The sequence below is a fragment of the Arthrobacter sp. Y3225116 genome, from assembly GCF_059091245.1.
Genome location: NZ_JBNHGL010000005.1, coordinates 26,638 through 52,360 on the forward strand (window position 1 = coordinate 26,638; position 25,723 = coordinate 52,360).

The 25,723-nt window shown below is 65.9% G+C and carries 19 protein-coding genes; 12 read left to right on the forward strand and 7 right to left on the reverse strand.

The annotated features are described in order from the left end of the window. Positions 1–16 precede the first annotated feature (16 nt). The 4 genes from AC5RV2_RS01375 (at position 17) to pth (ending at position 3,987) form a co-directional block, all read left to right on the forward strand. The gene (locus tag AC5RV2_RS01375) at positions 17–1,267 is read left to right on the forward strand and encodes a heparan-alpha-glucosaminide N-acetyltransferase domain-containing protein (RefSeq protein ID WP_494090826.1); all 1,251 of its coding nucleotides are present in this window, start codon (positions 17–19) and stop codon (positions 1,265–1,267) included. Positions 1,268–1,467: 200 nt separating this feature from the next. Continuing rightward, positions 1,468–2,487, forward strand: coding sequence for a M28 family peptidase (locus AC5RV2_RS01380; RefSeq protein WP_494090827.1), 1,020 nt, complete (start codon positions 1,468–1,470; stop codon positions 2,485–2,487). A 188-nt stretch (positions 2,488–2,675) separates the two neighbouring features. Next, on the forward strand, positions 2,676–3,278 hold the full coding sequence (locus AC5RV2_RS01385) for a 50S ribosomal protein L25/general stress protein Ctc (RefSeq protein WP_494090828.1): 603 nt from the start codon (positions 2,676–2,678) through the stop codon (positions 3,276–3,278). 115 nt (positions 3,279–3,393) lie between these two features. After that, entirely contained in the window at positions 3,394–3,987 is a 594-nt protein-coding gene (pth, locus tag AC5RV2_RS01390; RefSeq protein ID WP_494090829.1) for an aminoacyl-tRNA hydrolase, read from the forward strand. Positions 3,988–4,641: 654 nt separating this feature from the next. Here pth and AC5RV2_RS01395 read toward each other — a convergent pair. Further along, positions 4,642–5,304: a glycosyltransferase gene (locus tag AC5RV2_RS01395; RefSeq protein WP_494090830.1), complete on the reverse strand. Its 663-nt coding sequence runs from the start codon at positions 5,302–5,304 to the stop codon at positions 4,642–4,644. Next, on the reverse strand, positions 5,301–5,750 hold the full coding sequence (pssD, locus tag AC5RV2_RS01400; protein WP_494068159.1) for a PssD/Cps14F family polysaccharide biosynthesis glycosyltransferase: 450 nt from the start codon (positions 5,748–5,750) through the stop codon (positions 5,301–5,303). The genes AC5RV2_RS01395 and pssD overlap by 4 nt, the downstream gene beginning before the upstream one ends. Before the next feature lie 428 nt (positions 5,751–6,178). Between pssD and AC5RV2_RS01405 the strand changes: the two genes are divergently transcribed. The 7 genes from AC5RV2_RS01405 to cysN all read left to right on the forward strand — a co-directional run bounded on the left by AC5RV2_RS01405 (position 6,179) and on the right by cysN (position 17,496). Further along, positions 6,179–8,932: a helix-turn-helix transcriptional regulator gene (locus AC5RV2_RS01405; protein ID WP_494090831.1), complete on the forward strand. Its 2,754-nt coding sequence runs from the start codon at positions 6,179–6,181 to the stop codon at positions 8,930–8,932. Then, positions 8,929–11,562, forward strand: coding sequence for a helix-turn-helix transcriptional regulator (locus AC5RV2_RS01410; protein ID WP_494090832.1), 2,634 nt, complete (start codon positions 8,929–8,931; stop codon positions 11,560–11,562). The genes AC5RV2_RS01405 and AC5RV2_RS01410 overlap by 4 nt, the downstream gene beginning before the upstream one ends. Positions 11,563–11,923: 361 nt before the next feature. Continuing rightward, positions 11,924–12,709 (forward strand): LbetaH domain-containing protein, encoded by a 786-nt coding sequence (locus AC5RV2_RS01415; protein ID WP_494090833.1) that lies wholly within the window; start codon positions 11,924–11,926, stop codon positions 12,707–12,709. 126 nt (positions 12,710–12,835) lie between these two features. Beyond that, positions 12,836–14,398, forward strand: coding sequence for a sugar transferase (locus AC5RV2_RS01420; RefSeq protein WP_494090834.1), 1,563 nt, complete (start codon positions 12,836–12,838; stop codon positions 14,396–14,398). A gap of 72 nt (positions 14,399–14,470) precedes the next feature. Further along, a complete protein-coding gene (locus AC5RV2_RS01425) occupies positions 14,471–15,280 on the forward strand; it encodes a 3'(2'),5'-bisphosphate nucleotidase CysQ (protein ID WP_494090835.1) in 810 nt (269 codons plus the stop codon). Between the two features lie 45 nt (positions 15,281–15,325). Further along, on the forward strand, positions 15,326–16,246 hold the full coding sequence (cysD, locus tag AC5RV2_RS01430) for a sulfate adenylyltransferase subunit CysD (RefSeq protein WP_494090836.1): 921 nt from the start codon (positions 15,326–15,328) through the stop codon (positions 16,244–16,246). Further along, positions 16,246–17,496, forward strand: a complete 1,251-nt coding sequence (gene cysN, locus AC5RV2_RS01435; RefSeq protein ID WP_494090837.1) for a sulfate adenylyltransferase subunit CysN — start codon at positions 16,246–16,248, stop codon at positions 17,494–17,496. Before cysD ends, cysN begins: the two co-directional genes overlap by 1 nt. Positions 17,497–17,600: 104 nt before the next feature. Here cysN and cysC read toward each other — a convergent pair whose 3' ends face one another. From cysC to AC5RV2_RS01460, 5 genes are all read right to left on the reverse strand, one after another. Next, complete coding sequence (gene cysC, locus AC5RV2_RS01440) at positions 17,601–18,911, reverse strand: adenylyl-sulfate kinase (protein ID WP_494090838.1); 1,311 nt, start codon at positions 18,909–18,911, stop codon at positions 17,601–17,603. Continuing rightward, positions 18,908–19,870, reverse strand: a complete 963-nt coding sequence (locus AC5RV2_RS01445; protein ID WP_494090839.1) for a sulfite exporter TauE/SafE family protein — start codon at positions 19,868–19,870, stop codon at positions 18,908–18,910. Before AC5RV2_RS01445 ends, cysC begins: the two co-directional genes overlap by 4 nt. Before the next feature lie 155 nt (positions 19,871–20,025). After that, a complete protein-coding gene (locus AC5RV2_RS01450; RefSeq protein WP_494090840.1) occupies positions 20,026–21,051 on the reverse strand; it encodes a glycoside hydrolase family 26 protein in 1,026 nt (341 codons plus the stop codon). 26 nt (positions 21,052–21,077) lie between these two features. Continuing rightward, complete coding sequence (locus AC5RV2_RS01455; protein WP_494090841.1) at positions 21,078–22,745, reverse strand: lipopolysaccharide biosynthesis protein; 1,668 nt, start codon at positions 22,743–22,745, stop codon at positions 21,078–21,080. A 4-nt stretch (positions 22,746–22,749) separates the two neighbouring features. After that, on the reverse strand, positions 22,750–24,408 hold the full coding sequence (locus AC5RV2_RS01460; protein WP_494090842.1) for a GumC domain-containing protein: 1,659 nt from the start codon (positions 24,406–24,408) through the stop codon (positions 22,750–22,752). A 447-nt stretch (positions 24,409–24,855) separates the two neighbouring features. Between AC5RV2_RS01460 and AC5RV2_RS01465 the strand changes: the two genes are divergently transcribed. Next, positions 24,856–25,723 (forward strand): sulfotransferase (locus tag AC5RV2_RS01465; RefSeq protein WP_494090843.1); only part of this gene is annotated, 868 nt, incomplete at its 3' end.

Sequence of the window (25,723 nt, forward strand, 5' to 3'; positions counted from 1 at the left end):
GAAGACAAGGACGACGATGGGCGCTATCCAGGACAGCCAGGGACGCGACGTCGACCCTGCAGGCGCTCAGGCGGTGCAGAACCGGAGGCGGCTGGCCGGCATCGATGCGGCCCGCGGACTGGCCCTTCTCGGGATGATCGCCATTCACATCTTGCCGGACGCGAACGAGGACACCGGCGAGCCGACCCTGGCATGGATCCTGTTCGCCGGGGACTCCGCCGCGCTGTTCGCCCTCCTGGCCGGAGTGGGCCTGGCCCTCTCCTCCGGTGGGTCCAGGCCGCACACCGGGCGAAGGATGGCGGGGGACCGGCTGGGACTGGCCGTGCGGGCCGTCCTGATCGGGGTGATAGCCCTGGCGATCGCGCCCTTCTTGCAGCAGGAGGATCCTCCCGCCTACGGCATCTTGATCTACTACTCGGTGTTCTTCCTGCTCGCCATTCCTTTCCTCCACCTGCGGCCAAGGACATTGTTCATCAGTGCGGCCGTCTTCGGCATCGTCTCGCCGATCCTGCTGCAGAAGTTGGATCCAATGCTCCCGACATCGTCGACGTTCAACCCCGCCGTGGGGCATCTCTTCTTCGAACCGACCGGCGTCGCCTCGGATTTACTACTGACCGGCTCATATCCGGCGCTGCCGTACATGTGCTACATCCTGACCGGTATGGGGATCGGACGACTGGATCTGCGAAAGCCCAGAGTGCAGGGATACATCGCCGGTATCGGTGCAGGCCTGGCAATCTTCGCCAACGCAGCCTCAGCCATCCTGCTGTACGCCATGGGAGGCTTCGAGCAGTTGCTCGCCACCAGCGGGATGACGGAGGAAGAGCTGGACTATGGTCTCGTCTTTGGGCCGGGGATCATTCCGGACACCTCCGCGTGGTGGCTCGCCATCGCGACACCGCACTCCAACATGCCGCTGGCAATCGCCAGCAGCCTGGGTCTCGGCCTGTTGGCGACCGGCCTTTTCCTCCTCGCCGAGCGGGCGGACGGACGCGTGCTGGCACCACTTGCCGCGATGGGCACGATGACACTAACCCTTTACTCCGCGCACCTGCTCGCACTCAGCCCCGAGGTGCACTACGAGGCACCCTTCGTGTGGTTTATTGTGCATCTAACGGTCGCCGTGGCGTTCGGTTTGATCTGGCGCCGCTGGCTGGGACAAGGCCCCTTGGAAAGACCGGTCGCCGCGGCCGCCAAAAACTTCGGGCAGATCGTGGACGACGGATCGTCCGGCTCCCCTGCTGCCTCAGGAACGGCTCCCCGCTGATCCGGGACCTCCTGCCTACCGGGGGAGTGCTTTGGGCTGCACCGACCCTTAGGTACCGCCTCATGATCCGGCCCCGGTTCCCCTCGGGTCTCCCTTCATTCCTGCTCATCCTGACGAGTCCAAACCTGTCATCGGACATTGCTTGGCCGATGGAGTCGGCAGCTAGAATGCTGTGGTGATGTTGCACACATGAGGACGACATGAAACTGCACTGGCCCCGGCGCCGGAGATCCCTTGTCGTCGTCGCGGCGCTCGGGCTGGTTGTTCTCCTCGGCGCGCTTGTCCTGGCCTCTGTGCGGGCGGAGCAATCCGGGCCGCAGGCGCAGGCTTCCACGGTGTACGAGCACCTGGAAGAGTTTCAAGCAATTGCGGATGACCACGGCGACCGAGCCATCGGCAGCGACGGATATGAGGCCGCGGCTCAGTACGTAGAACGGCAACTCGAGAGTGCAGGTTATGAAAGCACGCGCCAGTACTTCACGTTCGAAACGCGTGGCGAAAGCTACGAGTCGTTCAACATCATTGCCGAGACGGCTGGCGGCAGCGCCGACAACGTGATCATGCTTGGCGCCCACCTCGACGGGGTGCGGAACAGTCCGGCAATCAATGACAACGCCTCCGGTGCTGCGGCTCTTTTAGAGGCCGCGCAAGAACTCAGTCAACGGGGTGAACCCAACAATAAGGTGCGCTTCGCGTGGTGGGGGGCGGAAGAATTTCCGGAGGCGTTCGGCTCCAGGCATTACGTCGAGGACTTGGCGGAGCACGACAGCGGCGAACTCGACCACATCGCCGCCTATCTGAACATCGACATGGTGGCTTCACCCAACTACGTCATCGCCGTCTACGACCCTCGGGAACCCGATGACGACTCCTGGTGGAATGTACCCGACGGTTCGGTGGAGATCATGGAGTTCTTCACGGACTACTTCGACTCCCAAGCCCAACCTTGGGTGCCCACGGGATGGGAATTCTATTCCGATCAAGTGGCGTTCATCGAGGAAGATATTCCTGTGGGCGGTCTCTTCACCGGCAGCAACGAAAAGAAGTCGGTCCGGGAGTCTATCCTCTTCGGCGGCGCTGCACGGCAACCACGCGATCCGAACTACCACAAGCCGGGCGATGACATCAGCAACGTCGACCTGGAGGCGCTAAGCATCATGACCGACGCGATCATACATGCCGCCACCAGCCTGGCTGAGGACAGCAGCGCCCTGGAGTAACCGGCTGCAGGATTCGGGCCGGCGGCCTTACCCTGATAAACTTCTGGCATTGCCTAGGCGAGGGAGGGCCGGAACCGGTCCTCCGTTATCGACGGTGGCTAGTAGCTTCGTTTCTCTGCACTGGTATCGGTGCGGCGGGTCGGTCTCTAGGCACCCGCCTCAAAACCACCCAGCACAAGGAGAACATCATGTCCGATCAGAAGCTTGCAGCTGAAGTCCGCAGCGAATTCGGCAAGGGCGCCGCGCGCCGGGCCCGCCGCAACGCCCAGATCCCCGCCGTCATCTACGGCCACGGGGCCGAGCCGCTGCACGTGCTGCTCCCGCAGAAGGCCACTACGCTGGCGCTGCGTACCTCCAACGCGCTGCTGACCCTGGACGTTGACGGGAACGAGCACCTGGCCCTGGCCAAGGACATCCAGCGCGATCCCATCGCCCAGATCATCGAGCACGTTGACCTGCTCACCGTCCGCAAGGGCGAGAAGGTCCACGTCGACGTCAACATCCATGTTGAGGGCGAAGTCGCCCCGGGCGCTATCTTGGACCTGGAAGAGTTCACCGTTCTGGTCGAGGCCGATGCGACCGCTCTGCCTGAGTCGCTGACCATCAACGTTGAAGGCCGCGAGGTTGGCGAGCACGTTCACGCCACCGACATTCAGCTGCCTGCCGGCGTCAGCCTGCTGATCCCCGAGGACACCGTGATCGCCGCGGTTTCCGCTCCGACCGTGGCCGAGCCTGAAACCGCTGAAGAGGGCGCAGCCGCCGAGCCCGCTGCCGAAACTCCGGCCGAGTAACGACGCTGCCTCCAAAGCCCCCGGCGATGCCTTCGCGCATTCGCCGGGGGCTTTGGTCTATCCCTAGGATGATCTTGAATCCTTTGCATCTACCGTCCGAGGAGCACCCGTCTACGTGAGCACCGACACTTGGCTGATCATCGGTTTGGGCAACCCGGGCCCCGGCTACAGCGGCAATCGGCACAACGTCGGCCAAATGGCCCTCGACGAGCTGGCCGGCCGGGTCGGCGGTTCGTTTAAGTCACACAAGGCGCACGCACAGGTCCTGGAAGGGCGTCTGGGAATTGGCGGGCCCAGGGTCGTGCTCGCCAAGCCACTGACGTTCATGAATCTGTCCGGGGGGCCGACGTCGGCGCTGTGCCGGTTCTTTTCGATCGAACCGGACCACGTGGTCGCCTTGCACGACGAGATCGACATCCCCTTCAATACGATCAAACTCAAGATTGGCGGGGGAGAGGGCGGGCACAACGGCCTCCGCGACATGTCCAAGGCGCTGGCGACCAAGGACTACTACCGGGTCCGCATAGGCGTTGGCCGCCCGCCCGGCCGAATGGACACGGCGGACTATGTGCTGCGTGATTTCTCAGGTGCGGAGAAGAAAGACCTGCCCTTCCTTCTGGACGATGCAGCAGACGCCGTCGAACTGCTCTTGGTAGACGGGCTCCTGGCCGCGCAGCAAAAGTTCCACGCCAGTGCCAAGCAGGGGTGAGTGTCAGGAGACCGGTGGGGTATCCCGCGGTTCATAGGCGCAGCAACCCGGCCGAAGAACGAGTGGCGACTACTCGTGTCAGCTCACCCTCGCCTCTTTACGCTGGGAGAGTGGTGCTGCGCCGCCAAGGCGGTGCCGCCATGCCGTGCGCGTGGGGCTCAAGTCCCACGCGCATCCAGCGGACCGGCGGGGTTGGTGAAAGCCAGAGGAACCGCGCAGGCGGAACCTTCCCCCCAGGCCCCGTCGGTCCTTGCTGGATAACCAAGACATGCAGGCTCGAAAGAAAGACGGTCAGATGCGGGAGCAACAGGGATCGCCGTAGCGGACGTCAGCTGAGCCGCCGTCGAGCACAGTCTGCGATGGTGGGCAGGGCCCCCGCGGGCGTCACACATCCGTCGACTGGCACGCCCGCACCAATCATGCATAAAATCGTTTCAGCCTGAGTGGCTCCCTGAGCGGGGCCGACGATGGGCGGCCTCCGAGACTGGGCCACCCCCATCCCATCGTCGGCCCCTTTTTCATGGCCATTCCGAGGCAGGCGTGCCGCGGGCAAACCTCGGGTTGCGCTGCGTCGGGGGCGTTTAACGCAGCGCAACCCTTTGGTCGGGGATTCTGCCCGCCTGCGCAGGGCGGGCTCGTCCCCGTCTAGTGGGACTACGGCAGTTCCGGCTCGATCCGGACTGCCGTAGGCCTGGTTTCGGACGACGCGGGGAGTTTTCGCCCCGCGTGTGGGTGGACCTCCTTCTGCCGCAGCGCCAGAAGCTGCCGGATACGGCGAAGGGCAATGGGCCCGGTGGGTGTCTTCTCCAGCCGTTCGACTGCCGCGCTGAGTCGTTCGGCAGCCTCGGCTGCCAAAGAAACGCGCGGCGTCGTACGAACAGACGAGGGGTCGAGCAGCGCCTTCTCGAGTTCGGCGGCCAATGACCGCTGGTCCTGCGCGAGGATCGCGTCGCCGTGCTGCGCCATCGTCTCGGTAAACGCGATCTGGTGCCCGTCGACGACCTCCCGCAGTTCCGGCCGCCGCGGCACCGCGATCGGCAAGTGGCCGGCTTCACGGGCGTCCAGGATGGAGCCTGGCCCGCCCTGGACGACGACGACGGTGGCAGTTCGGTACAGTGCCAGCAAGTCCTCGCGCGGCATCCTGGTGACCCCGTCGGCGTGGCGGGGCGCACGGCTGGCTCCGTGCTGCACCAGGCACGACGGTGGATCGGGAATACCGGCCAGCCACTCGTCTATCCAGTCGACCAAGCGGTCGAACGTGTGATGGTCCGTTCCCAAAGAGACCACGATCTGCGGAGCGGGGTGCGCGCCGTTCACAGGACCGGTCCGATGTTCACGGCTTCGGGATAGAAGCGCCGCTGTTCTTCCCACTGGATGCAGAAAAGCTCGGATAACGGATAGCAGAGGCGGCCGCTCAGGGTCGGCATGGTAATCCGGTCGAAGCACTCTATGTACACCGTGTGGATGCCGAGCAGGCGGGCGACCAGGAAGAACGGGACACTCACGCCGGCGCCAACGGAAACAACCACGTCGGGGCGCTCCCGGCGGAGCGTCGGCCAGGCCAGCAGCAGGTTTCTGACGGCATTGCGGACATTCCGGGTGGTGGGATAAAAGCACCAGGTGACGTTTTCGTTGTGCAAAGCAGCCTCGACCTCGGGCCGCTGGAACGTCACCCAACTGCGGGCGTGCTGGCTCCACCACTTATCCAACGGCAGCAGCTGGGCCAGATGCCCGCCCGCCGACGTCACGAACATGATTTTCATGCGCGATCCTCCCCCTACCGGGATGCGCCTCAAGGCACCCCGGATCACCGACCTCTGCGGTGATGAAGCGAGCCTATTGACCGGTGGCGGCGGATACACGAGTGGTGCTTACCGGGATCCGGGAGCTGCGCCGGCCGGGGCCGTTTCCGCTACCGGGCTTGCCGGTCAATTGGCCCGGGGAAACACGTTGCTTCCCCGGAGCAGGGCGGTAAGACACTCATCTTTACGGTGACTGCTACGGGCATTACCCGACCACGGCGCATCATTGCTACCTGCAGGTTGCACAAACGGAGGCGCTCCCTCCGTAGACGCCGCATGAAATCGGCTTTAGACTGTGGACCACACCGGTTGGGGATCGGGCCTTGCGGACCTTGGGGGAACGCAGCCTGCGGCCGGTGCGAAGGCATGGCCGGTAGTAACGTACCGCCGTGCCTGAGCGACTTTGGGGGGAGACGCTGATGACTGCTGTATTTAATGGGCCGCTGAGTGGCCCGCTTACCGACTCTATTTCGCCGGGGCGCCGCCGCCTTGCAGAGGACATCTTCGCGGCACTGAAACCCGGGCACCACGGAGTGCTGCTGATCGGTGCTGCCGGCATGGGGAAATCCACCATCGCCCAGCAAGTGCTGAAAATGTTCGGCCCGGAGACGCACCTCGAATTTGTCCGGGGAAGCCACGCCTCGTCGCGCACCCGTTATGCCCCGTTGGGAATCCTGCTCGGGGGCATGGGCGACGACGGACTGGAGCACCCGGCGCTCGTGCTCGAGGGAATCGCCGCCACGCTGCTGAACCGTGCCAAGGGCAAACGGATTGTCCTGTTTGTGGACAACGCTGAGAACCTGGACGCATTCACTGCAGCTGCCCTGGCCCAATTGGCACGCGCCGGAGTCGTCACCCTTTTGGTGGCCAGCCAGGGCGTCGCCGCCGGCGACGGCGCCTTCATGCAGCTGTGGATCGATGGAGATCTCCGCCGATTCGACGTTGCGCCGCTGGATCCGGCAGACAGTGAGGCGCTGCTGACCGAGATTCTCGGAGGCAACATATCTTCCGTCGCGGCACGCTCGTTGTGGCGGAACACCGGTGGAAATCCCCGCTACCTGCGGGTCTTGGCCCAAGACCAGGTGGCAGCACGGACTTTGGTTGAGCAGGACGGGACATGGGTGCTGGCGCAGCCGCTCGTCTTCACCGGCGACATTGCAGACGTGATACGACCGCGGCTGCAACAACTGCCTCCCGGGCACCGCCGGCTGGTCGAGCAACTGGCATTGGCAGGCGGCATCACGCTCTCGGCACTACAGCGGTTGGCCGATCCGCTGGCTCTCGAACACCTGGAGGCCCGGGGTGTCATCACGGTCGATCTGGGCGTCGACCCGCTGGTGCGGGTGGGCGGACATTTCCTGGGCGGAGTCGTTAAGAGCACGCTCACCCCCGGCCGGACGCGTGAACTGTGGGATGAGGTGGCGCACGTCCTGCACCCGGGGGAAGCGCCGGAGCGCTACCTGCCGGATCTCGGCCTCTGGGCGTTGGCAGGAGGCGCCGCGCTGAGTCCGGAAGAGACCCTGCGGGCTGCTGCTGCCGCCAACGACGAACTGGAGCCGGGGCGCGCCCTGCAGTTGGTCAGGGCGCTGGGCCGGCAACAGCGCGGCGCGGCCGGCCTCCGGGAAGAAGTCCGGGCCCTGCTCCTGCTGGGAAAACCGGGCCAGGCCGCTGCCCTGCTCGCATCCTCCGGTCCGCAGGACCGCAAGGAACCTGCGGCCGCCCTGGCCGCTCTGGCCGGCGAACGCCTCGCCGTTTCGCGGGCCACGTGCGGAACCGTAGACGACGGATTGGAGGATCTGAAGCGCCTGCGCGAAAGGCTCGGCGCGGAAGTGCGCACGTTGGCGGTGGCCGACGACGGCGGCCAGGCATTCGGTGCTGCCGCCCGGACGAAGGACATGCTAGAAACCGCGTTGGATGAATCCTTGCTGATGGAAGCAGAGCAGGCCGCTTTCGACGGCCGCTACGGCCGAGTCCCCGAGCTAATCCAGCTGCTGCGGGACGACTGGGATAAGCCTCCGCAGATCAGGCTCCGCGCCGGAGCCCTTCTCTGCGAAGCCTTTGCGGTCATGGGCCGGCAAACGGATGCCATCAGCTTGGGAAACATGCTGATGGCAGAGCTGGCGGATCAGCGCTTGCCCAGGGGGCTGCGCAACTTTGTGGGGACCCGGGTCTTCGCGTCGCTCATCGTGGCAGGCCAGCTTGATGCGTGCCTGGACTATTGCCAAACCTCCGCGGCGCAGGAGGGGGCGTCCCTGTACGGCGACGGGAGCGAGCTCGCCTTGGGGCTCGTCCACGCCCGCGCCGGCCGGGCCGAAAAGGCACTTGCTGCCCTGTTGCCGGCCATCAGCCAGCTGAAGGTCGCCGGCAACAGCGGCGGCGCCGGCCTTGCCAACGCCGCGGCCGCCTACGCCTACTCGCTGCTGGCGGACGAGAACAATACCCGGCGCCATCTGGCCGCTGCCGCTGCTTCACCAGCAGGTTCACGCCGGCTGGCGCGGCGCGCCACCGAATACTTCAGCATCCTTGCGTCCCAGCGGCTGCGGCGGGGGGACGACGCAGCAGCGGTGCTGGATCAGACCGGTGCCGAGGAACTGGCCGCCGGAAATTCTGCCGCGGCCATGATTTTCCATGCGGCAGCCGCGCGGGTCGGCGGCAGGTCCTATGCACGGAAGCTACAGACATCAGCTGCCGCCTGTGACGGCGAAGCCGCACGGCTCTGCGGTGAGTACAGCGAGGGCCTGATGTCCCAGGACCCCGAGATACTGCTTAAGGCGGCCGATGCCGCGGCCGCCCTGGGCGACATCCTTTTCAGCTACGACGCTGCGCGAGCCGCCCAAAGCGCCGCGGTAACCGGAGGCGACCGCGCGGCGGCCCGCAAGGCGCGCGCCATGGAAAACGCGGGATACCGCATGCTCCGGGACAGCAGCACCATCGTTGCGATGCTGGCGTCCCTGAGTCCCTTCGAGCTGACCTTGGCGCAGTTGGCCGCCGAAGGCAGCAGCAGCGCGGCACTGGGCCGAAGGCTGCACTTGTCGCCGCGGACCGTTGACTGGCACTTGGGCAAGATGTTTGCCAGGCTTCATGTCTCCGGCCGCGCCGACTTACGCGACTTGCTGGGAGCGGCGGGTGGTTCGGCGTCATGATTGATGCAGGTCAAGGACGCCGGCTGGTGGGGCGGGACGCCGATGTCATGGCTGCCGCCGAGAACATCCGCAGTGGCAACGGGACCTGGATCGTTGCTGAATCCGGACTCGGCAAGAGCGCCCTTGCGACCGCCGTACTGCAGGAATTGGCGGACGACGTACGGCCGTTTCGCGTCCACGCCAGCCGGACCTTTTCCTCGGTCCCGTACGGCGCCTTGGCGCCGCTGCTCACAAACTTGACCGCGCAACAACTGGGCTCGCATTTTTCCACCATGCGCACGCTGACGGAGCGGCTGCAGGCCGACACCACCGGCTTGCAGCCAGCCCTGCTGGTGGTCGACGATGCCCACGACCTGGACGCGGGAAGCGCGGAAATTCTCGGTCAGCTGGTCGCCTCGATGCAGGTCAAAGCGCTGCTGCTCAGTCGACCGAGCCTGGCCGAACCGCCCACGGTCCTGGGAGAGGCGGTCGAGGGGCTGCTGCACCGCCGGTCATTGGAGCCGCTCAGCGAGAGGCAAGTGCACCAACTGTGCAACCAGGTCCTGGGCGGGGAAACCGCGGCCAGTGCCAGTGCCATCCTTGCCCGGGCGAGCGGCGGTAACCCGCTCTTCCTGCTAAGCCTGCTGGATCAGGCACGGCAGGCTGGGCGCTTGGTACAGACCCGCGGCATTTGGCTCGTGCGCGATGTGCTCCCGGAGGCGGACGTCCACCTCTCGGAGCTGATCGAACGGGAGCTGCGCGAATTGAGCGCCGACGAGCGCGAAGTATTGGATTTCGTGGCTCTGCTCGGGGCCGTCCCCCTGACCATGATGTTCGAATACGGGAACGTGCAGGCCATCGACCGGCTGATGGAAAACGGACTCATCGAGATCTCGCCGCCGCCCGAACCTCGGGTTTGGTTGCGCAACCCGGTTCATGCCCGGGCACTGCCGGCTTTGGTTCCGGTGTTCCGAAGGCTTCGGCTGTACCGGAAGATGGAGGCGGTCCTACAGGACGGCGGGTCGGGCGAGATGCTGTTCCGGCGTGCGAAGTGGGCGCTCGACAGTGGTGTACAGCTGCCCGATGATGAGCTGGTGCAGGCGGCGATATCCTCCAACAACGCGGGCGAAACAGAGCTTGCCCTACGGTCGGCCGGCGCCGTGCTGACAGTTGAGTTCCGCTGGGCGGCACAGCTGCAGCGGGCCAGGGCGATGTGCCCTTCCGATCCCACGTCCGGGCCCCTCATCGAGGAGTTGGTTGCCGCGGCCGGTAATACGGAGCAGGCCCGGGAGGCAGCACTGCTAACAGCACAATGGCCGCATCCCCTCCACCATTGGGCGCACCGCAGCCTCAAGGCCTGGTCGGCAGGGGCAAAGGGTGCGCCAACCCGCTCCGATTCAGCGTCTGGTATGGAGCAGGCCGGGATGCTTGACCGGAGCCTCCGGCTGCTCGAGTTGCGCGCTCTGATGGCCGACGGCGGATATACGGCCGCGAGCGGCCCCCTGGCGGCGCTCGTTGCGGAGGCGTCCACCGCCCAGGATCTGGAGTGCCAGGTGGTGGCCGGCGCGCTGTTGGCACAGGTCTATACGGTCACCGGGCGAGCCGATACCGCGGTAGGGGAAACAACCAAAGCGCTCCAGTCGCTCCAGTTGCATGAGCCGCGGGTAGCAAGCCGGGAATTTGTCGTTGCCCGGCACATCACCGCGCTGCTGACGGCGGGGCGCTGGGACGACGCCGCGGAAACAGTAGCTGGATTTCGGGTTACAAGGCCGAATGGGCTGGTCCATTACGGCGGAACGGTCGACCTGGCGGCCGCGATCATCCTCGGACGCCGGGGCGACTATGCCGAGGCTTACCGCACGCTGGCCGGGGCTGCGGGGGAACTGGAACACCACGACCCGTTGTTCCTGCGCCCGGTGGCGCTCGCCGTCGGCGGGTATCTCGCGATGTTGAACGGGCAGGATGAGCAGGCCGGGCGGTACTTGTCCGATTACGCGATGGCGGAGAACGGCAGCGCTACTCCTTCCGGCCTTTTCAGCGCCGGAATGGCTGCTGCCGCCCGGTTGCTGCAGTTTCCCGGCACCAAGGCGCTGTCCGAACTGCAATCCCTGGCAGACAGTGCGGGGAATCAGGGGTGGAGTTCCCTCGAACTCGCCTTGAGGTTCCTGGCTATTCAGCTGGGCGACATGGGCAGGATCGGCCAGATCGGCACGTTGGCCGCTTCCATTGAGGGGAGTGAAGCCGAGTTGGCAGCCCTTTACTGCGAGGCGGCGGACGCAGGCGGACTGGAGCAAATGGTGCACACGGCCGAGGAGGTGCATTCATCAGGGCTGGTCTCCCTTGGGCTCCACACCTTGTCCGAGGCGCTGCGGATTGCCAAGGCGGAACGCAACCGGCCCGCCCAAAGGCGCATCAACGCACTGCTGGCGCAGTGGCAGGAGGCGGCACCCGTCGCCCGGGAGGTCCCGTCCTCTACGTCGCTGACACGACGGGAACGAGACATCGCGGCATTGGTCATCGCGGGCAAACGCAATGCGGAGATCGCGGAAGCGCTCTCGCTGTCGGTACGCACCGTCGAAGGCCACATCTACCGAATGTTCGAGAAGCTGGGCATCAACCGCCGGGAGCAACTGGGGCGCGAACACCTGTAGCCGCAGCCCGATGGGACGACCACTGCCAGAGACAAGTACGCCGCCGGTAGTGGTCGTTCCATGTGCAGGTATCCGGCGTTCCGATACCGGCAAAGGCCCCCTCTTCGCGCCCGCTGCCGTTCCCTGCGCCGCAGAATTGGAGGCAGAAACGTGAGTAGCGCCGCAGAGAATCCGGTAGCCGATACGCGCACGCCCTCAGGTGCGCTTCCGTAGGCTTCTGAGGGTACGGAAACACCGGCCCTGCAAGGGCGCAGGGAGTCCGCGGATTGTCGGGGGGCGTTACCCGTACAGGTATAAAGGACGGCTGCGGCATCCGCTGCCGGACAAGAGTGGGAAGTGCATTTCTGGGGGGAGATGTGCCATGGGGGATTCTGCGACTCGTGTGCTGCTGGTGGCTGCCGGAGGACTGGCCCGGGAAGTCCTGTCTTTGATGCGCTCTGCAGGTGGATGGGACGTCGTCGGCATGATCGACGAGGACCCGGGCCTCCACGGACGTTACCTGGACGGTGTGCAAGTCATCGGACCTGCCGAAGCGGTGCGCCGGAATCCGGATTGCCGGCTCCTGGTATGCCACGAATCACCGGCCATCCGCCAGCAATTGGTGGACCGGCTGGCGGAGTGTGGAGCCGGGTCGGAACGTTACGCCACCTTCATAGGCCTCCGAGCACCTCTTGCGGCCGGCGTACGGGTAGGCGCAGGCACCCTTGTCCTGGCGGAAAGTGTTGTGGCCGCGGGAGTGACCCTTGGAGAACACGTCGTCGTGATGCCGCGGGTGTCGCTGGCGCACGATGTCGTAGTGTCGGCATTTGCCACCGTGGGGGCAGGGGCTGCCCTGGCCGGCCAGGTGGAAGTTGGACGCGGTGCTTGGCTAGAGATGCGTTGTAGTGTCGCCTCCGGTGTTGCCATCGGCCGGGGCGCCACGGTGGGCATGGGTTCGGCGGTTTTGGACGACGTGCCGCACGAAGAATGCTGGGCGGGAGTGCCGGCACGCCCGATAGCCGGCTCCGGAGACCGGCGGGCACCACGGGAACTCTCTTATGGCGGGGGACCGCAGGATGCCACGCCCGGCGGAAGCGCGCAGGGAAGCGTCCGCCGCTCGGCTTTCGAACGACTGGCTGCGGCGGCAGCTCTGCAGAGGGCGTTATGAGAGCGGCAAAAACATCGGTTGTTTCCGAGGTCGCCGGCACGCCGACTCTGGCCGCCGCCGCTCCTTTCCGTACCGGTCCACGACAAATACGCCGGACTTTCCGGCTGGTGAAGGGAAACGCTAGCCATGCATGATGCCCAGGTGTCCGCGGACGGCTACCTGCAACGCACGGTCGCCCCACTCGTGGGTGTCGCCGCGGAAACGTTCGGGTTCGAGACACCGGCCACGCCCAAACTCGCCATCCCCACGCTCCCGAAACCGGCTCTGCCACGCCTCGGCATCCGCGATGGCACGTCCAAGCCGTGGGCCCGTCGCTACCAGGCCAAACTGCTGGCAACGGACACGGCCATCATCCTGCTGTCGGTGGGGATGGCCCTGCTGCTCGCCGGTGAGCAGGTGACCAGGGGCGGTGCGGCCCTGGCCCTGGTCACCGGTGCAGTCATTGCGTGTGCCCTTGCAGTGGGCAAGACCCGGGACCTGCGGGTGATCGGTGTCGGAGCCAGCGAATACAAGAAGGTGATCAGGGCAAGCTCCGGTGCCTTCGGCATGCTCGCAGTCGTGCTCCTGGCCCTGCAAGCCGACGAGTTGGCCCCACTATTCGTGACGGGGGTACCCGTCGGCGTCGTCGCGTTGCTGGCAGGACGCTGGGGCTGGCGGCGGTGGCTGACGAGGCAGCGGGAGAACGGGCACTATCTCTCGAAGGTCGTCGTCTTGGGTGCCTACGACGACGTGGTGTACGTCATCGACCAGATCGCGAAGAAATCCGGCGCCGTGTATCAGGTGGTGGGGGCAGCGCTGGACGGCGTTCCGGCCGACGGCAACGCCCTCGCGGCTCGGCAAGTCCCCGTAGTGGCCGGCCTGGACGACGTCGAACGAGCCGTGGGAATCCTGGGCGCAGACGCGGTCATCGTGGCCGGGCAGGTGGGGCAGCGCAGCGGCTACCTGCGGGAACTGGGCTGGCGGCTGGAGGAGAGCGCCACCGAGCTGGTGGTCGCGCTGTCGCTGACCAACGTCGCAGGCCCCCGGATCCAGATGCGTCCGGTGGAGGGCCTGCCGCTGATGCATGTCGAGATGCCACAGTTCTCCGGGTACCGGTACCTGCTCAAGCGGATCGTTGACGTCGTGGTTTCCGCCACCGCGCTTGTTATCCTGCTCCCGCTCTTCGCGGTGCTCGCCGCACTGATCCGCTGGGACACGCCCGGCAGTGTCATCTTCAAGCAGCGTCGGGTGTGCCGCAGCGGACAGACGTTTGAGATGCTCAAGTTCCGGTCAATGACCGTTGACGCCGAGGCGCAACTTGAAAGCCTGAAGGCATTGAACGAAGGCAGCGGGCCGCTGTTCAAGCTCCGCTCCGACCCTCGTGTCACCAGGGTCGGTGCCTGGATGCGCAAGTACTCGCTGGATGAACTCCCGCAATTCCTCAATGTCCTGCGGGGCGAAATGTCCTTGGTCGGCCCCCGGCCGCCGCTGCCATCGGAGGTGGCGGGCTACGAAGGACATGTCGGCCGCCGGCTCTACATCAAGCCCGGGCTGACGGGGCTCTGGCAGATCAACGGCCGGTCCGACCTGAGCTGGGACGAAAGCGTCAGGCTCGACCTCTACTACGTGGAGAACTGGTCCCTGACCGGGGACCTCATGATCATGTGGCGCACGTTGAAGGTGATGGTGAATCCAACCGGGGCGTATTGAGGGCCCGCTGTCCATGCGATAAGCGCTCGCTGCAAGCAGGAACAAGCGGACCAAACGGTGAAGGGGGAAACGATGGGGGCGGAGATACAGGCGGTCAACCGCTTGGATTTGGGACGGTATGTCCCGGATACCGCGCTGGCGCCGGAGCTGGCTGGCAGGGCCGGGACCATGCTGCGGCAACTGCAATGGGACGCCGCGGCCCGGGGGTGGACAGCCGAGCGGCTGAAAACAGAAGGTGATGCGCGCTCGCATGATCTGCTGGCCGCAGCGCTTCGGCGGTCCCGGCCGGAGGACCTGGTGCTGTCGGAAGAAGGCGAGGACGATCCGGCGCGCTTGGGGGCTGAGCGGGTCTGGATTATCGATCCGCTGGACGGCACCCGCGAATTCTCCGAAGGACGCCGGGACTGGGCGGTCCACGTGGCCTTGTGGTGCAGGGGAAGCCTGCGCGCGGGGGCCGTCGCGCTGCCGGGACTTTCCATGACCCTGGATACTTCGGACCCTGCAGTCCGGTTGCAACCGTCCCGCTTCCCGCCGGCCCGCCGGTTGCGTATCGCAGTATCGCGGACCAGGCCTCCCGCCGTCATTGGCCGGCTGGTGGAGGAAACGGGCGCGGCAGTGTTGCCGATGGGCTCTGCGGGCTACAAGATCGCCGCTGTTATCCGCGGCGAGGCGGACGCATACCTGCACAGCGGCGGTCAATATGAATGGGATTCGGCGGCACCTGTAGCCGTGGCCCGCAGCCGGGGCCTGCATGCCAGCAGACTGGACGGCTCGCCGCTGCTCTACAACCAGCCGGGCGCGTTCCTGCCCGATCTGCTGGTCTGCCGGCAGGAACTGGCGGGCGACCTGTTGCAGCGGCTCAGCCTATTGTCCCGGACCTAGCCCGCGGCGTACCGGCTGCCACGAACAAAAAGGGGGAAGAAAGAAATGAACGATTCGACTGTTAAACCGCACTATAGGGTGAGCCACCTCAAGCTCCTCGAGTCGGAGGCCATCTACATCATCCGTGAAGTCGCGGCCGAACTTGAGAAACCGGCGCTTATGTTCTCCGGCGGCAAGGATTCGATCGTCATGCTGCATCTCGCGGCGAGGGCTTTCGCGCCGGCGCCGATACCGTTCCCGGTAGTGCACATCGATACCGGCCATAATTTCGACGAGGTCTTGCAGTTCCGCGACTCCTTGGTTGCCGAACTCGGCGTGAACCTGGTGGTGGGCTCGGTGCAGGATGCCATCGACCGGGGGCTGGTGCAGGAGGAGCCCAACGGGTCCCGCAACCGCATCCAGACAGCGGTCCTGCTGGAGACTGCCGAAAAATACGGGTTCAACGCACTCATGGGCGGGGCGCGCCGTGACGAGGAAAAGGCCAGGGCCAAGGAACGGGTTTTTTCGTTCCGTGATGAGTTCGGCCAGTGGGATCCCAAAAACCAGCGTCCGGAATTGTGGGGCCTGTATAACCCCCGAATCCACCTGGGCGAGAGCATCCGCGTGTTCCCCATTTCGAACTGGACGGAACTCGACATCTGGAGCTACATCGCGCACGAGCAGCTCACGGTCCCGCCGATCTACTACGCACATGAGCGGGAAGTTTTCGAACGCAACGGGATGCTCTTCGGGGTGCATCGCTTCTGTCAGCCGCGAGGCAACGAGCGGACCTTCAGGGAGACGGTGCGCTACCGCACCGTCGGCGACGCCACCCTCACCGCCGCCGTCCGCTCCACCGCAACGACGGCTGCGGACGTGATCTCCGAGGTGGCGGCGACCCGCATCACCGAGCGCGGCGCCACCCGTGGGGACGACCAGGTAAGCGAAGCGGCCATGGAAGACCGCAAGAAGGAAGGGTATTTCTGATGGATCTGTTGCGCTTTGCCACTGCGGGTTCGGTAGACGACGGCAAGAGCACCCTGATCGGGCGCCTGCTCTACGACTCGAAATCCATTTTCAGTGACCAGATGGAAGCCATCGAACGCACCAGTCGGGAACGGGGCGACGAGTACACAGACCTGGCGTTGCTGACCGATGGGCTGCGCGCCGAACGGGAACAAGGGATAACGATCGACGTTGCCTACCGGTATTTCGCGACGCCGAAGCGCAAGTTCATCATTGCCGACACCCCGGGCCATTTGCAGTACACCCGCAACATGGTGACCGGCGCTTCCACGGCGGACGTCGCGATCGTCCTGGTGGACGCCCGAAAGGGGTTGGTGGAACAAAGCCGGCGCCACGCCTTCCTCGTGTCGCTGCTGCAGGTGCCGCACCTGGTGCTGGCCGTCAACAAGATGGACCTGGTGGGCTGGTCGCAGGAAGTGTTTGAGCAGATCCGCGAAGAGTTCACCGGATTTGCCAGCAAGCTGGAAATCACCGACCTCTCGATCATCCCGGTATCCGCGCTGCAGGGCGACAACGTTGTCTCACGCTCGCAGAACATGCCGTGGTTTGAGGGGCCGTCGCTGCTGCACCATCTTGAGAACCTGCACATCGCGAGTGACCGCAATCTCGTGGACGTGCGCTTTCCGGTGCAGTACGTGATCCGGCCACACCAGAACCGCAACCACGACTATCGCGGCTATGCCGGCCAGGTCTCCGGTGGCGTCATGAGGGTCGGCGACGACGTGATCGTCTTGCCCAGCGGCCTGCCTTCGCGGATTTCCGCCATCGATACGCCGGACGGGCCGGTGGACGAGGCCTTCGCTCCCATGTCGGTTACCGTGCGGCTCGAAGACGACTTGGACATCTCCCGCGGCGACATGATCTGCCGTCCAAACAACAAGCCTGTCGTGGCTCAAGACATCGAGGCGATGGTGTGCTGGATGAGTGACAAGCCGCTGCAGCGGGGGCAGAAGCTTGCCGTCAAACACACCACCCGCAGCGCGCGGGCCTTGGTCAAGGATTTGCAGTACGGGCTGGACATCAACAGCCTGCATCGCCGGCCCGACCCCGACTCGCTCAGCCTCAACGAAATCGGCCGGATCAGGATGCGGACCACATCGCCGTTGCTCGCGGACGAGTACAGGAGGAACAGGCAGACCGGCGGTTTCATCCTGATCGACGAGGCCACCAATGCGACGGTCGGTGCCGGAATGATCGTCGCCACGGCCTGATACCGGCGCCTGCACCAGCAGCCCTGTCCGTGGACTCCAGCCACGGGCAGGGTTGCGGGCATCGTGGCCTGAACTCGAAGCCCTGTCGAAGGCCGGTCGGGGCGCTAACCGTTGGAGGCAGTAGCCGGCATCTTCCCGGATACGACCAGGTTGAGGAGCTTCGTGACCGTCTCCTCGACGTCGACCCGGGAAGTGTCTACCGCGTAATCGGCGTCCTGCGGCGTCTCGTAGGGTGAACTGATGCCGGTGAAGTCGGGAATGAGGCCGGCCCGCGCCTTCGCGTACAGACCCTTCCTGTCGCGGGCCTCACAGATCTGAAGGGGGGTCGAGACGTGCACCAAAAGGTAACCGCCCGCCTCCCGGGCCATGGCCGCTACCTCCCTGCGTGTAGCTTCGAAGGGCGCAATCGGGGCGCAGACAGCTATGCCCCCGGCCCGTGAAATCTGTGCCGCCACCCAACCGATCCGGCGGACGTTCAGCTCACGATCGGCAGGCGAGAAGCCCAGTCCCGCCGACAACATCCGGCGCATTTCGTCACCGTCCAGCAGGATGGCTTCGCGTTCATCCAAACTTTGCAGACGTTCGGCGAACCGGCGGGCCAAGGTCGACTTGCCCGAGCCGGAGAGCCCCGTGAACAACACCACCAGGCCCTCCCGCCGCGCTGCAGCCGCAGGGGCGGCGAGCCGCGCGGGTGAGGTGCCGGGCACAGCATCCGCAGCGAAATCAAGGACAGCCGCGGCGCCGAGCCGTCCCAGCGCATGGCTCCGCAGCAGGGAATGGTCCTCTGCATCCGGTATGACCAGCAAACGCACCACGGCGCCGGAAACTTCTTGGGCACACGCGTCCAGGCCGTCCAGCAGGTTCCTGAGTCTCCCTGTGGCGGAGGCGGAGCTGCTGACCACGGCTGTCAGTAACAGGCGGCAATCGGCCTCATATGCGGCGGTTACCGCCTTGGCGATCTGTCCCGGCTCCGGCAATACGCCGAACGCTGCAACCAGGGAGGGGCCGTCCGCCCCCGACAGGGGAGCGGTCAAGCGGAGTCTCCGCGCCGGCGGGTGCTCTGCCAGCTGTAACGGCTTCAGTGTTCCGCTCACATAGAGGACACCGTTGCCGCCCGGGCACGCCGCCTCCGCATCCGGCTGTCCGTGGCTGACGCATTCAACAACAGTGAGCCGGGCAAGCGGCGTACCTTCCGGATCAGACAGGAGGAGGGCGCCTTGGGCGGCGGCTTCCCGGGCGATATTGGACGGCACGGGCAACGTGAACTCGTGTGGCCAGCCGTCCGGTTTGTTGCCCGGCCGGCAGTAGCCGTCCGCCGGCGCAAACAAGCCGCCCGTGAGCAGCTCGAGCTCGTCAAGCCTGGCGCCGGACAACGCGAAAACCGGTTCATGCAGCGAGTCGGACCAGTCACTCACTGCGCCACCTCCGGCGCCGGCTGGCCGGCGGCCGCGCGGACGCGTTCGTGCTTCTCGGTCCAGGCCAGGGCAGGGAAACCCCGGCGCCGGCGGATATACATCCACACCAGGGGTGCCACCAGCAAGACCGCGACTAGGATGAATCCCGTGGCGGTGTTGTCAACGCCGAGCATCTTCAGCGAGGAAGCCAGCAGGACGAAGGCCAGGGCCCTCCTGACGAAACCCCCGCTGAGCCGGGACGACATCTGCGCCCCCACCCAGACGCCCGGAATACTGCCCAGAATGAGTGGCAGGGCAATCCCCAAATCCAGCGAACCGAACAGCATATGCCCGACGGCAGCGGCCATGACCAGCGGTACGGCTTGCACCAAATCCGTGCCCACCAGCTGGGAAGCCTTGAGCCCCGGATAGATCATCATGAGACCGATGATGATGATCGAACCGGACCCGACGGACGTCAGGCCGACGATCATGCCGCCGACGACGCCGAGCAGCACCGTCGGCAGGATCCGGGCGGCTACTTCCGGTTTATCCAGCGGCAGCTTCGCGCCCTGCCCGTCGCGTGATTTGGCTCGTTCGACCAACCGGATGTAGGCACGGACGACCAAAAGCACGGCGGTGAGCATCAGGGCGCAGCCCAAGGCGAGCTTGATTCCGTCTTGGACCCGGGCGTCGTCGCCGAGCGCCTTGAGTATCAGGACACCGCAGAAAGCCGAAGGAACGGCTCCGATAGCCAGCCACTTAACCAGCTGCAGGTTGACGGTCTTTCGGCGCAGGTGGACCGCCGATCCGACCGGCTTCATGACTGCGCTGGCCAGGAGATCACTGGAGACGGCCGTTAGCGGCGGAACATTGAAGAAGAGCACCAGCATCGGTGTCATCAAAGCGCCGCCGCCCATGCCGGTCAGCCCGACGACTATGCCGATGCCGAACGCGGCGAAGCCGATAGTAACGTCCATGAAACGATATTCTTGCAGCCCTGCCGCCGGGGAAATAGAGTATTTTCCCGTGCCGCTACTGGAGTAGCTACCCCAATTCCCGTCGCAGGAAAATGCGCCCGAATATCACACGCGTCCCATTGTTATTCACCCCGCAAGCCCCCGCCGCTGCCGCTTCAATCGTGCGCCAGACGGCACGCAGAAGGAGAATTCAGGACGTCTTCGCCGACGAATTCCCGAAAAGCGGCCAAATCGTCCGGATGCGAGTCAATGGATGTGTCTCCCACCGCGGGATGGTCGTCCTGCGTGGGGCCGGAATAGTTCCAGTAAATCAACGCGCGCAGCTTCGGCAATTCAGCCAGGTCATCGGCTGCGCTCCGGAAGAAGTCGGCCTTGGCGCCGGCCGGTGGCAGGTCGGCGGCAACACCCCACTCGGCCAGCATCTGTGGCTTGTCCGGGTAATGCTCGGCCGCCCAGTCATAGAAACCGGGCCAGGCCCCGCCACTCGAGCGGTTGACGAGCCCCGCCAGGTCGGTGGTGCCGGATTCGGCATAGGCGTAGGGATCCTGCGCAATCCAGTCGACCACGTCGTCGCCGGGGTACAGGTCGCCGAACCAGTCTTTCAGGGCCCACTTTTCGGCACCCGTGTAGTTCATCACCGTCACCACGTTGTCCGCGCGGTTGCTACGCAGTGTCGACACGACATGGCGGAAGAACCGACGGAAATCATCGGCAGTCTGGCCGGAATCCGGGTCCCTGTCCACCTCGTCTTCCATCTCCGCATTCAGCGACAGGAAAAACGGCTGATCCTCATGTGCGGCCAAGCGGCGGGCCAACCGGACAAGGAAATCATCGGCGCCGCCGTCGGCAACCTCGCGCCACGTGAGCCCGTCTGGTTTCCAGTTGTAAAAAAGTATCCTGTTTCGACCAGGTTCGCTGCTGCGTGCGAGCTCGATCTGGTCGGGAAACACCTTCTCCTGGCCTCGTTTGTAATAGCGCACCAGGTCCACATTCCGTCCGGCCGCTGCTTCAAAATCCGTCAGGGCGGCGTCCCAGTCCTGGCCCGGCAGGGGGTTGGGGGCCACGCCGAGCAGGATGTTGCAGGCCGGCTGCGCCCGCCGATCCATCTGCGGAAAGTGCAGCGAGCAGGAGGCGAGGGACACCACGGCAGCAACGGATGCGACCAACACACGTCGTCTCATCTGCAATCCTCCTCCGGCGTGGGCATTCACAACGGATGAGTGGCAGCCTCCGCCGGGCTGACCGGGCTGACCGGGCCGCCCCGGCCGCCCGCGGGAGTGCCGGCCGGCCCGGCAGGGGCCTCCGGAACTTCCCGCAGCCGCGTCCCGTTCAGCAGGGATGCCCGGCGCCGCCAGGCCGCCGCCACATAAAGCACCGCGGCTGCCACCAGCACCGCCACCTGGGCCGCCGGCGGCCAGACCAGCAGATGTGCGGCCAGCCACGGGGCCGCACCGAAGACCAGCAGCAGGAAGGCGGCCATCACCAGGACCTCCCGCGAGGTCGGCACCAGGTGCAGCGTCCGGTGCACCTGGATCAGGCACAGCACATTCTTGAGCACGATCGCCGAGGCCCACGCTGCCGCCGCACCGAAGATTCCAAGCACCGGGACCAGCAACAGGCAGAGCACCACATCGGCAGCCAGCGCCAGCGCGATGTTGATCAGCGACAGGCTGCTCCGGCCGGCCATCAACAGCAACACGTCCAGCGGACCCATGGCCGCGCCGATGAGCATGGCGCAGGCCAGCACTTGCAGGCTTCCGGCCGCGACGGCGAAGGACGAACCGAACAACAGCTCCAGCACCCATTCGGCATACGCGGTGATCAAGAGGTAGCCCGGCCAGGTCAACATCACCGCCCACAGGGTCATCTTCCGTGCCACCATCTTGGCCTGGTCCAGTTGTCCGCGCGCCAGGAGCCGCGCCAGCTGCGGTTCACTGACCTGTTGCATCGCGCTGGTGGCCATCTGGCCCATGACCAAAAATCGCGTTACCGCGGTGTACAGTGCGGCGGCGGATGGACCGGCGAGCACCGTCACCAGCGCGATGTCCGCACGCTGCAGCCCGACCTGCGCCAGCCGGGCCAGGCCGCGGGGGACCGTAAACTTCCAAAACGCGGCGCGTGCTGCGTTGGCCTCGAGGGGGTGGTCGACGACGGCCGTTCCCGACGGGGCACCGGTCAGCAAGCCCGGCGTCACCCGCAGGATCCGCAGCAGCCCGGCCGCCGCCAGAATCAGGCACAGCAGGTAGGGTGCCGTCCACGCCAAGGCCAGCCCCACGGCATCGGCACCTGAGACGCCTGCCAGCAGGACGCAGGCAAGCTGTAGGCAGGGGCGCAGCAGGCGCTCGACGACGATCGTTGGCCGCATGTGCGCCAGTCCCCGTGAGACGGCCAGCAGGAGCTCGTACGTTGCGCCGATAGGCAGCGCGGCCGCGAACACCACAATCACGTCCTGTATCGCCGGCGCGCCGCCGAGCAACTGTCCGAGTGGGCCGGCCAGCAACATGCCGGCGGCCATCACGACCAGGCTGGCGGCCAGCGCGGCCAGCAGGCCCTCCACAACCAGCCGCCGGTTGTGCCTGCTCTCGTCGCGGGCGTTGTTCCACGCGATGAACCGGATGAGTCCCTGGTCCACGCCCAGCTGGCACAGTGCCAAGGCAATCAGGAACAGCGACGTCACGGCGAACAGCGAACCGGCGGTCTCCAGGTCCCAGAGCCGGGAGATCAGGACGATGAGCACAAAGTTCGTCCCGGCAGAGACCCCGCTGCCCAGGATGTTCACGCTGCCGGAGCGTGCTATCCGGCGGACTGCAGCCTGGCCGTCGTCGTCATCCTGCCGGACGGGCCCGTTTCCCTTGGCGAACACGGATGACGCCACCGGGTCAGCTGCAGGAGAGCGGCCGGGACCGCTCACCGGTCTCGGTTGTGCCTGGTTCGTCGGACATGCTCCCATCGGCGTCGGATCCGCCGACCGCTACCGGTTCGGGGCCGGCAGCTTCCTGGCGCTGAAGCGAGGGCTGGGGCGGCGTGGCTTTGCGTCGCCGGGAACTCCGGCGGAGGAGCACCGACCCAAGCATCGAGGCACCACCGTTGCCCAGCAGTTCGCGGGCCGCCGCAGCTTCCATGGCCGTGGACCGGCCCAGTGCCGCGACCAACACCACCTCACGGCAAGCGCGCATCAGCGAGCCGCCGGTGGCCGAGTCGGCCGCCGGTCCAACAACGAGCACCAAATCCGAGGCGTCCTGCAGCGTGGCCAGCAGCGTGGCCAGGGCACGGTGCTGGACCAGAGCCGACAGGCGCTGCGGCTCCCGCCCCGTTTCCAGCACAGACACGTGCTCGGAGACCTGCACCAGCAGCGTCCGGGCCTCGGTGGGCGGAAGTTGGCCGTTCAGGAGCTCGCTCAGGCCATTCCTTGCCGCGCCGCCACCGTGGGCAGAAGCGGCCCGTTTGCCATCGAGCAGTGCCGTGCCGTCCGCCATCACCACCACGGTGCGGAGACCGGCCTCCTCGAACGCCTGCGCGAGCCCTTCGGAGACCTGCCGCGCCGCCGTTCCTTCCGTGAGACCGGCCAGCAGAACAGTGTTGTTCGGCAGGAACGTCACCCGCTGCAACGCGTTGCTCAGCCGGCGATAGTCGTCCAGGGCGGCCTCCGCATTACCCTCTGCCGCGAGGGGTTCCACCGTGCCGAGCACCGGGCCTATTCCTGCGGCAACCAGATCCGGCCCGTCAAGAATCCGCTGATGAAGGTGCTCGCGCCACATAGCGAGCCCGATGCCCGTTGCCACGGCCAGGAGGACTATCCCCCCGGCAATCAGCAGCGGGTCCACGCCGTCAGGCACGGTGGGAAGGCTGGCCGGGTCGATAATGTCTCCGGGGTCCAAGGATCCCGCCTGCGCGTCCGAAGCCTCGAGCCTTATCTCCGCCAGTTGGTTGGCGTACAGGGAGACCTGCTGCTCGAGATCCAGGACGGCTGCTTGGTCTGGTCTTTCCGCGGTCCGCGCGGTGTTCAGGGCGGCGGAGGCCTGGTCCAGCAGTTGCGTCGCAGACGCGATCTGCTCGTCGTGCATCGCCGACCGGGCCTCCAGCACGTCAGCGGCCCGCTCGCTGCGGTACTGCAGGTAGGCCTCGGCCAACGCCCCGGCCACGGTCCGGGCCTGAGCCGGTGAGTCCGCGGTGTAGGTGATGTGCACTACCTGGGAATTGGACGGCACCTCCGTGGCGATGAGCTGCCCGGCGTCGTCGCCGAGCGCATCGCCGACCGATTCCCTGGCGAGTTCGACCACGGCCTGCGTGTGGACCAACCCGGCCTCGGTGGTCAACGCGGCCAGCTGCTCGTTTCGCGTCGGCGGCGTCGCCGGCGAGAACGGGTTGCCCGCCAGCGGTTCCAGGAAGACAACGCTGGTCGATGAATATTTGGGCACGCTGCCCGCGACATATGCCCCGGCGCCAAGCAGCCCCAGCAGCACCACAGCCAGCAGCAACAGCCAATGCCGGCGCATGGAACGGCCAAAGAATGCTGGGCGCGCCGATGAATCGTCCATGATCAAACCCCCAACTTTTGCCGACGGGCTTTCGCCTCCGGCATCCCCAAAGTTTCCCCACAAAGCGCCCGCCACCTGCCCCCAAGCGATGCGTGTGGCCCAGTCTTGCACACAACCACAGAGTGCGGAATAGCCCGCGGCGGCAAAAATTAACGCTTTCATCAATAGCTCCTTGGTTTTCCCGAAATCCTTGACAGGAATCCGTGCCCCGGTGAGTATGGGCAAATCTGGGGGCGAACGGACGGTGCATTCCCGTGCCGCGGGGGAACGGCTTCCAGCCATGGGGGAGTCGTGATGGGGATCAACATGCCAAGCGGTCGACCGGCCGTTAGGCCGCGGACGGCTGACGCGGCAAAGCCAGGGGGCGTCGGAGCGCCCCGCACGGAGCCCGCTACGCGGGGGAAGCACGCCGGCGCGCTGCAACGGCGGCAACGTCCGGCGGTCCTGATGCTCGGCGGATTCGGCCGCAGCGGGTCCACCCTGCTGGAACGTTGCCTGGCGGAATGCCCGGATGCCGTCGGCGTGGGCGAAGTGCTCCACCTCTGGGAGCGGGGGCTGCGCGACGACGAACTCTGCGGCTGCGGCCTGCCGTTCAGCGAGTGCGGGTTCTGGCAGCAGGTAGGCGAGGCTGCCTACGGCGGCTGGACGCGGGTGGACTCCGGTCGGGCGATCCAGGACCGCTTCGCGGTCGTGCGGAACCGCTTCCTGCCGGAACTGGCCTCCGGGTTACCGTTGCCCGGACACAGGAAGCCCAGGGAACGCCTCCTGCATCGGCTCGACTCACTGTACGGGGCGATTGCCCAGGTCAGCGGTGCCCGTCTCATCATCGACTCCAGCAAACATCCCGCCTATGCATACTTGCTTCGGGCCGCCAATATCCGGCTCCGATGCGTGCTGGTGGTCCGTGACCCGCGCGGGGTGGCGTACTCATGGGCCAAGACCGTGAGGCGTCCCGAGAGCACCGGCGCGGATGCGCTCATGCCCCGGTACTCGACGGCGGCCGCGGTCACCCGCTGGACCCTTTACGGGGTCCTTTTCCACGCCCTCACGCTGCTGCGGATTCCGGTCATGACGGTCCACTATGAGGATTTCATGGCTAAGCCTCGCGAAACAGTTCAGGATGTCCTCCGATTCGCCGGCGTAAATCCTGGCGCGGCCATGGAGCGCATCACGCCGGAAGAGGTGCAGCTCGCTGCCCACCACACGGTGGCCGGCAACCCGATGCGCTTCCGCACCGGCGCGCTGCCGATCCGGCTGGATGAGGCCTGGCGGCGGCAGATGCCGGTCCGGGACCGGCGGATCGCCGGCGTGCTCA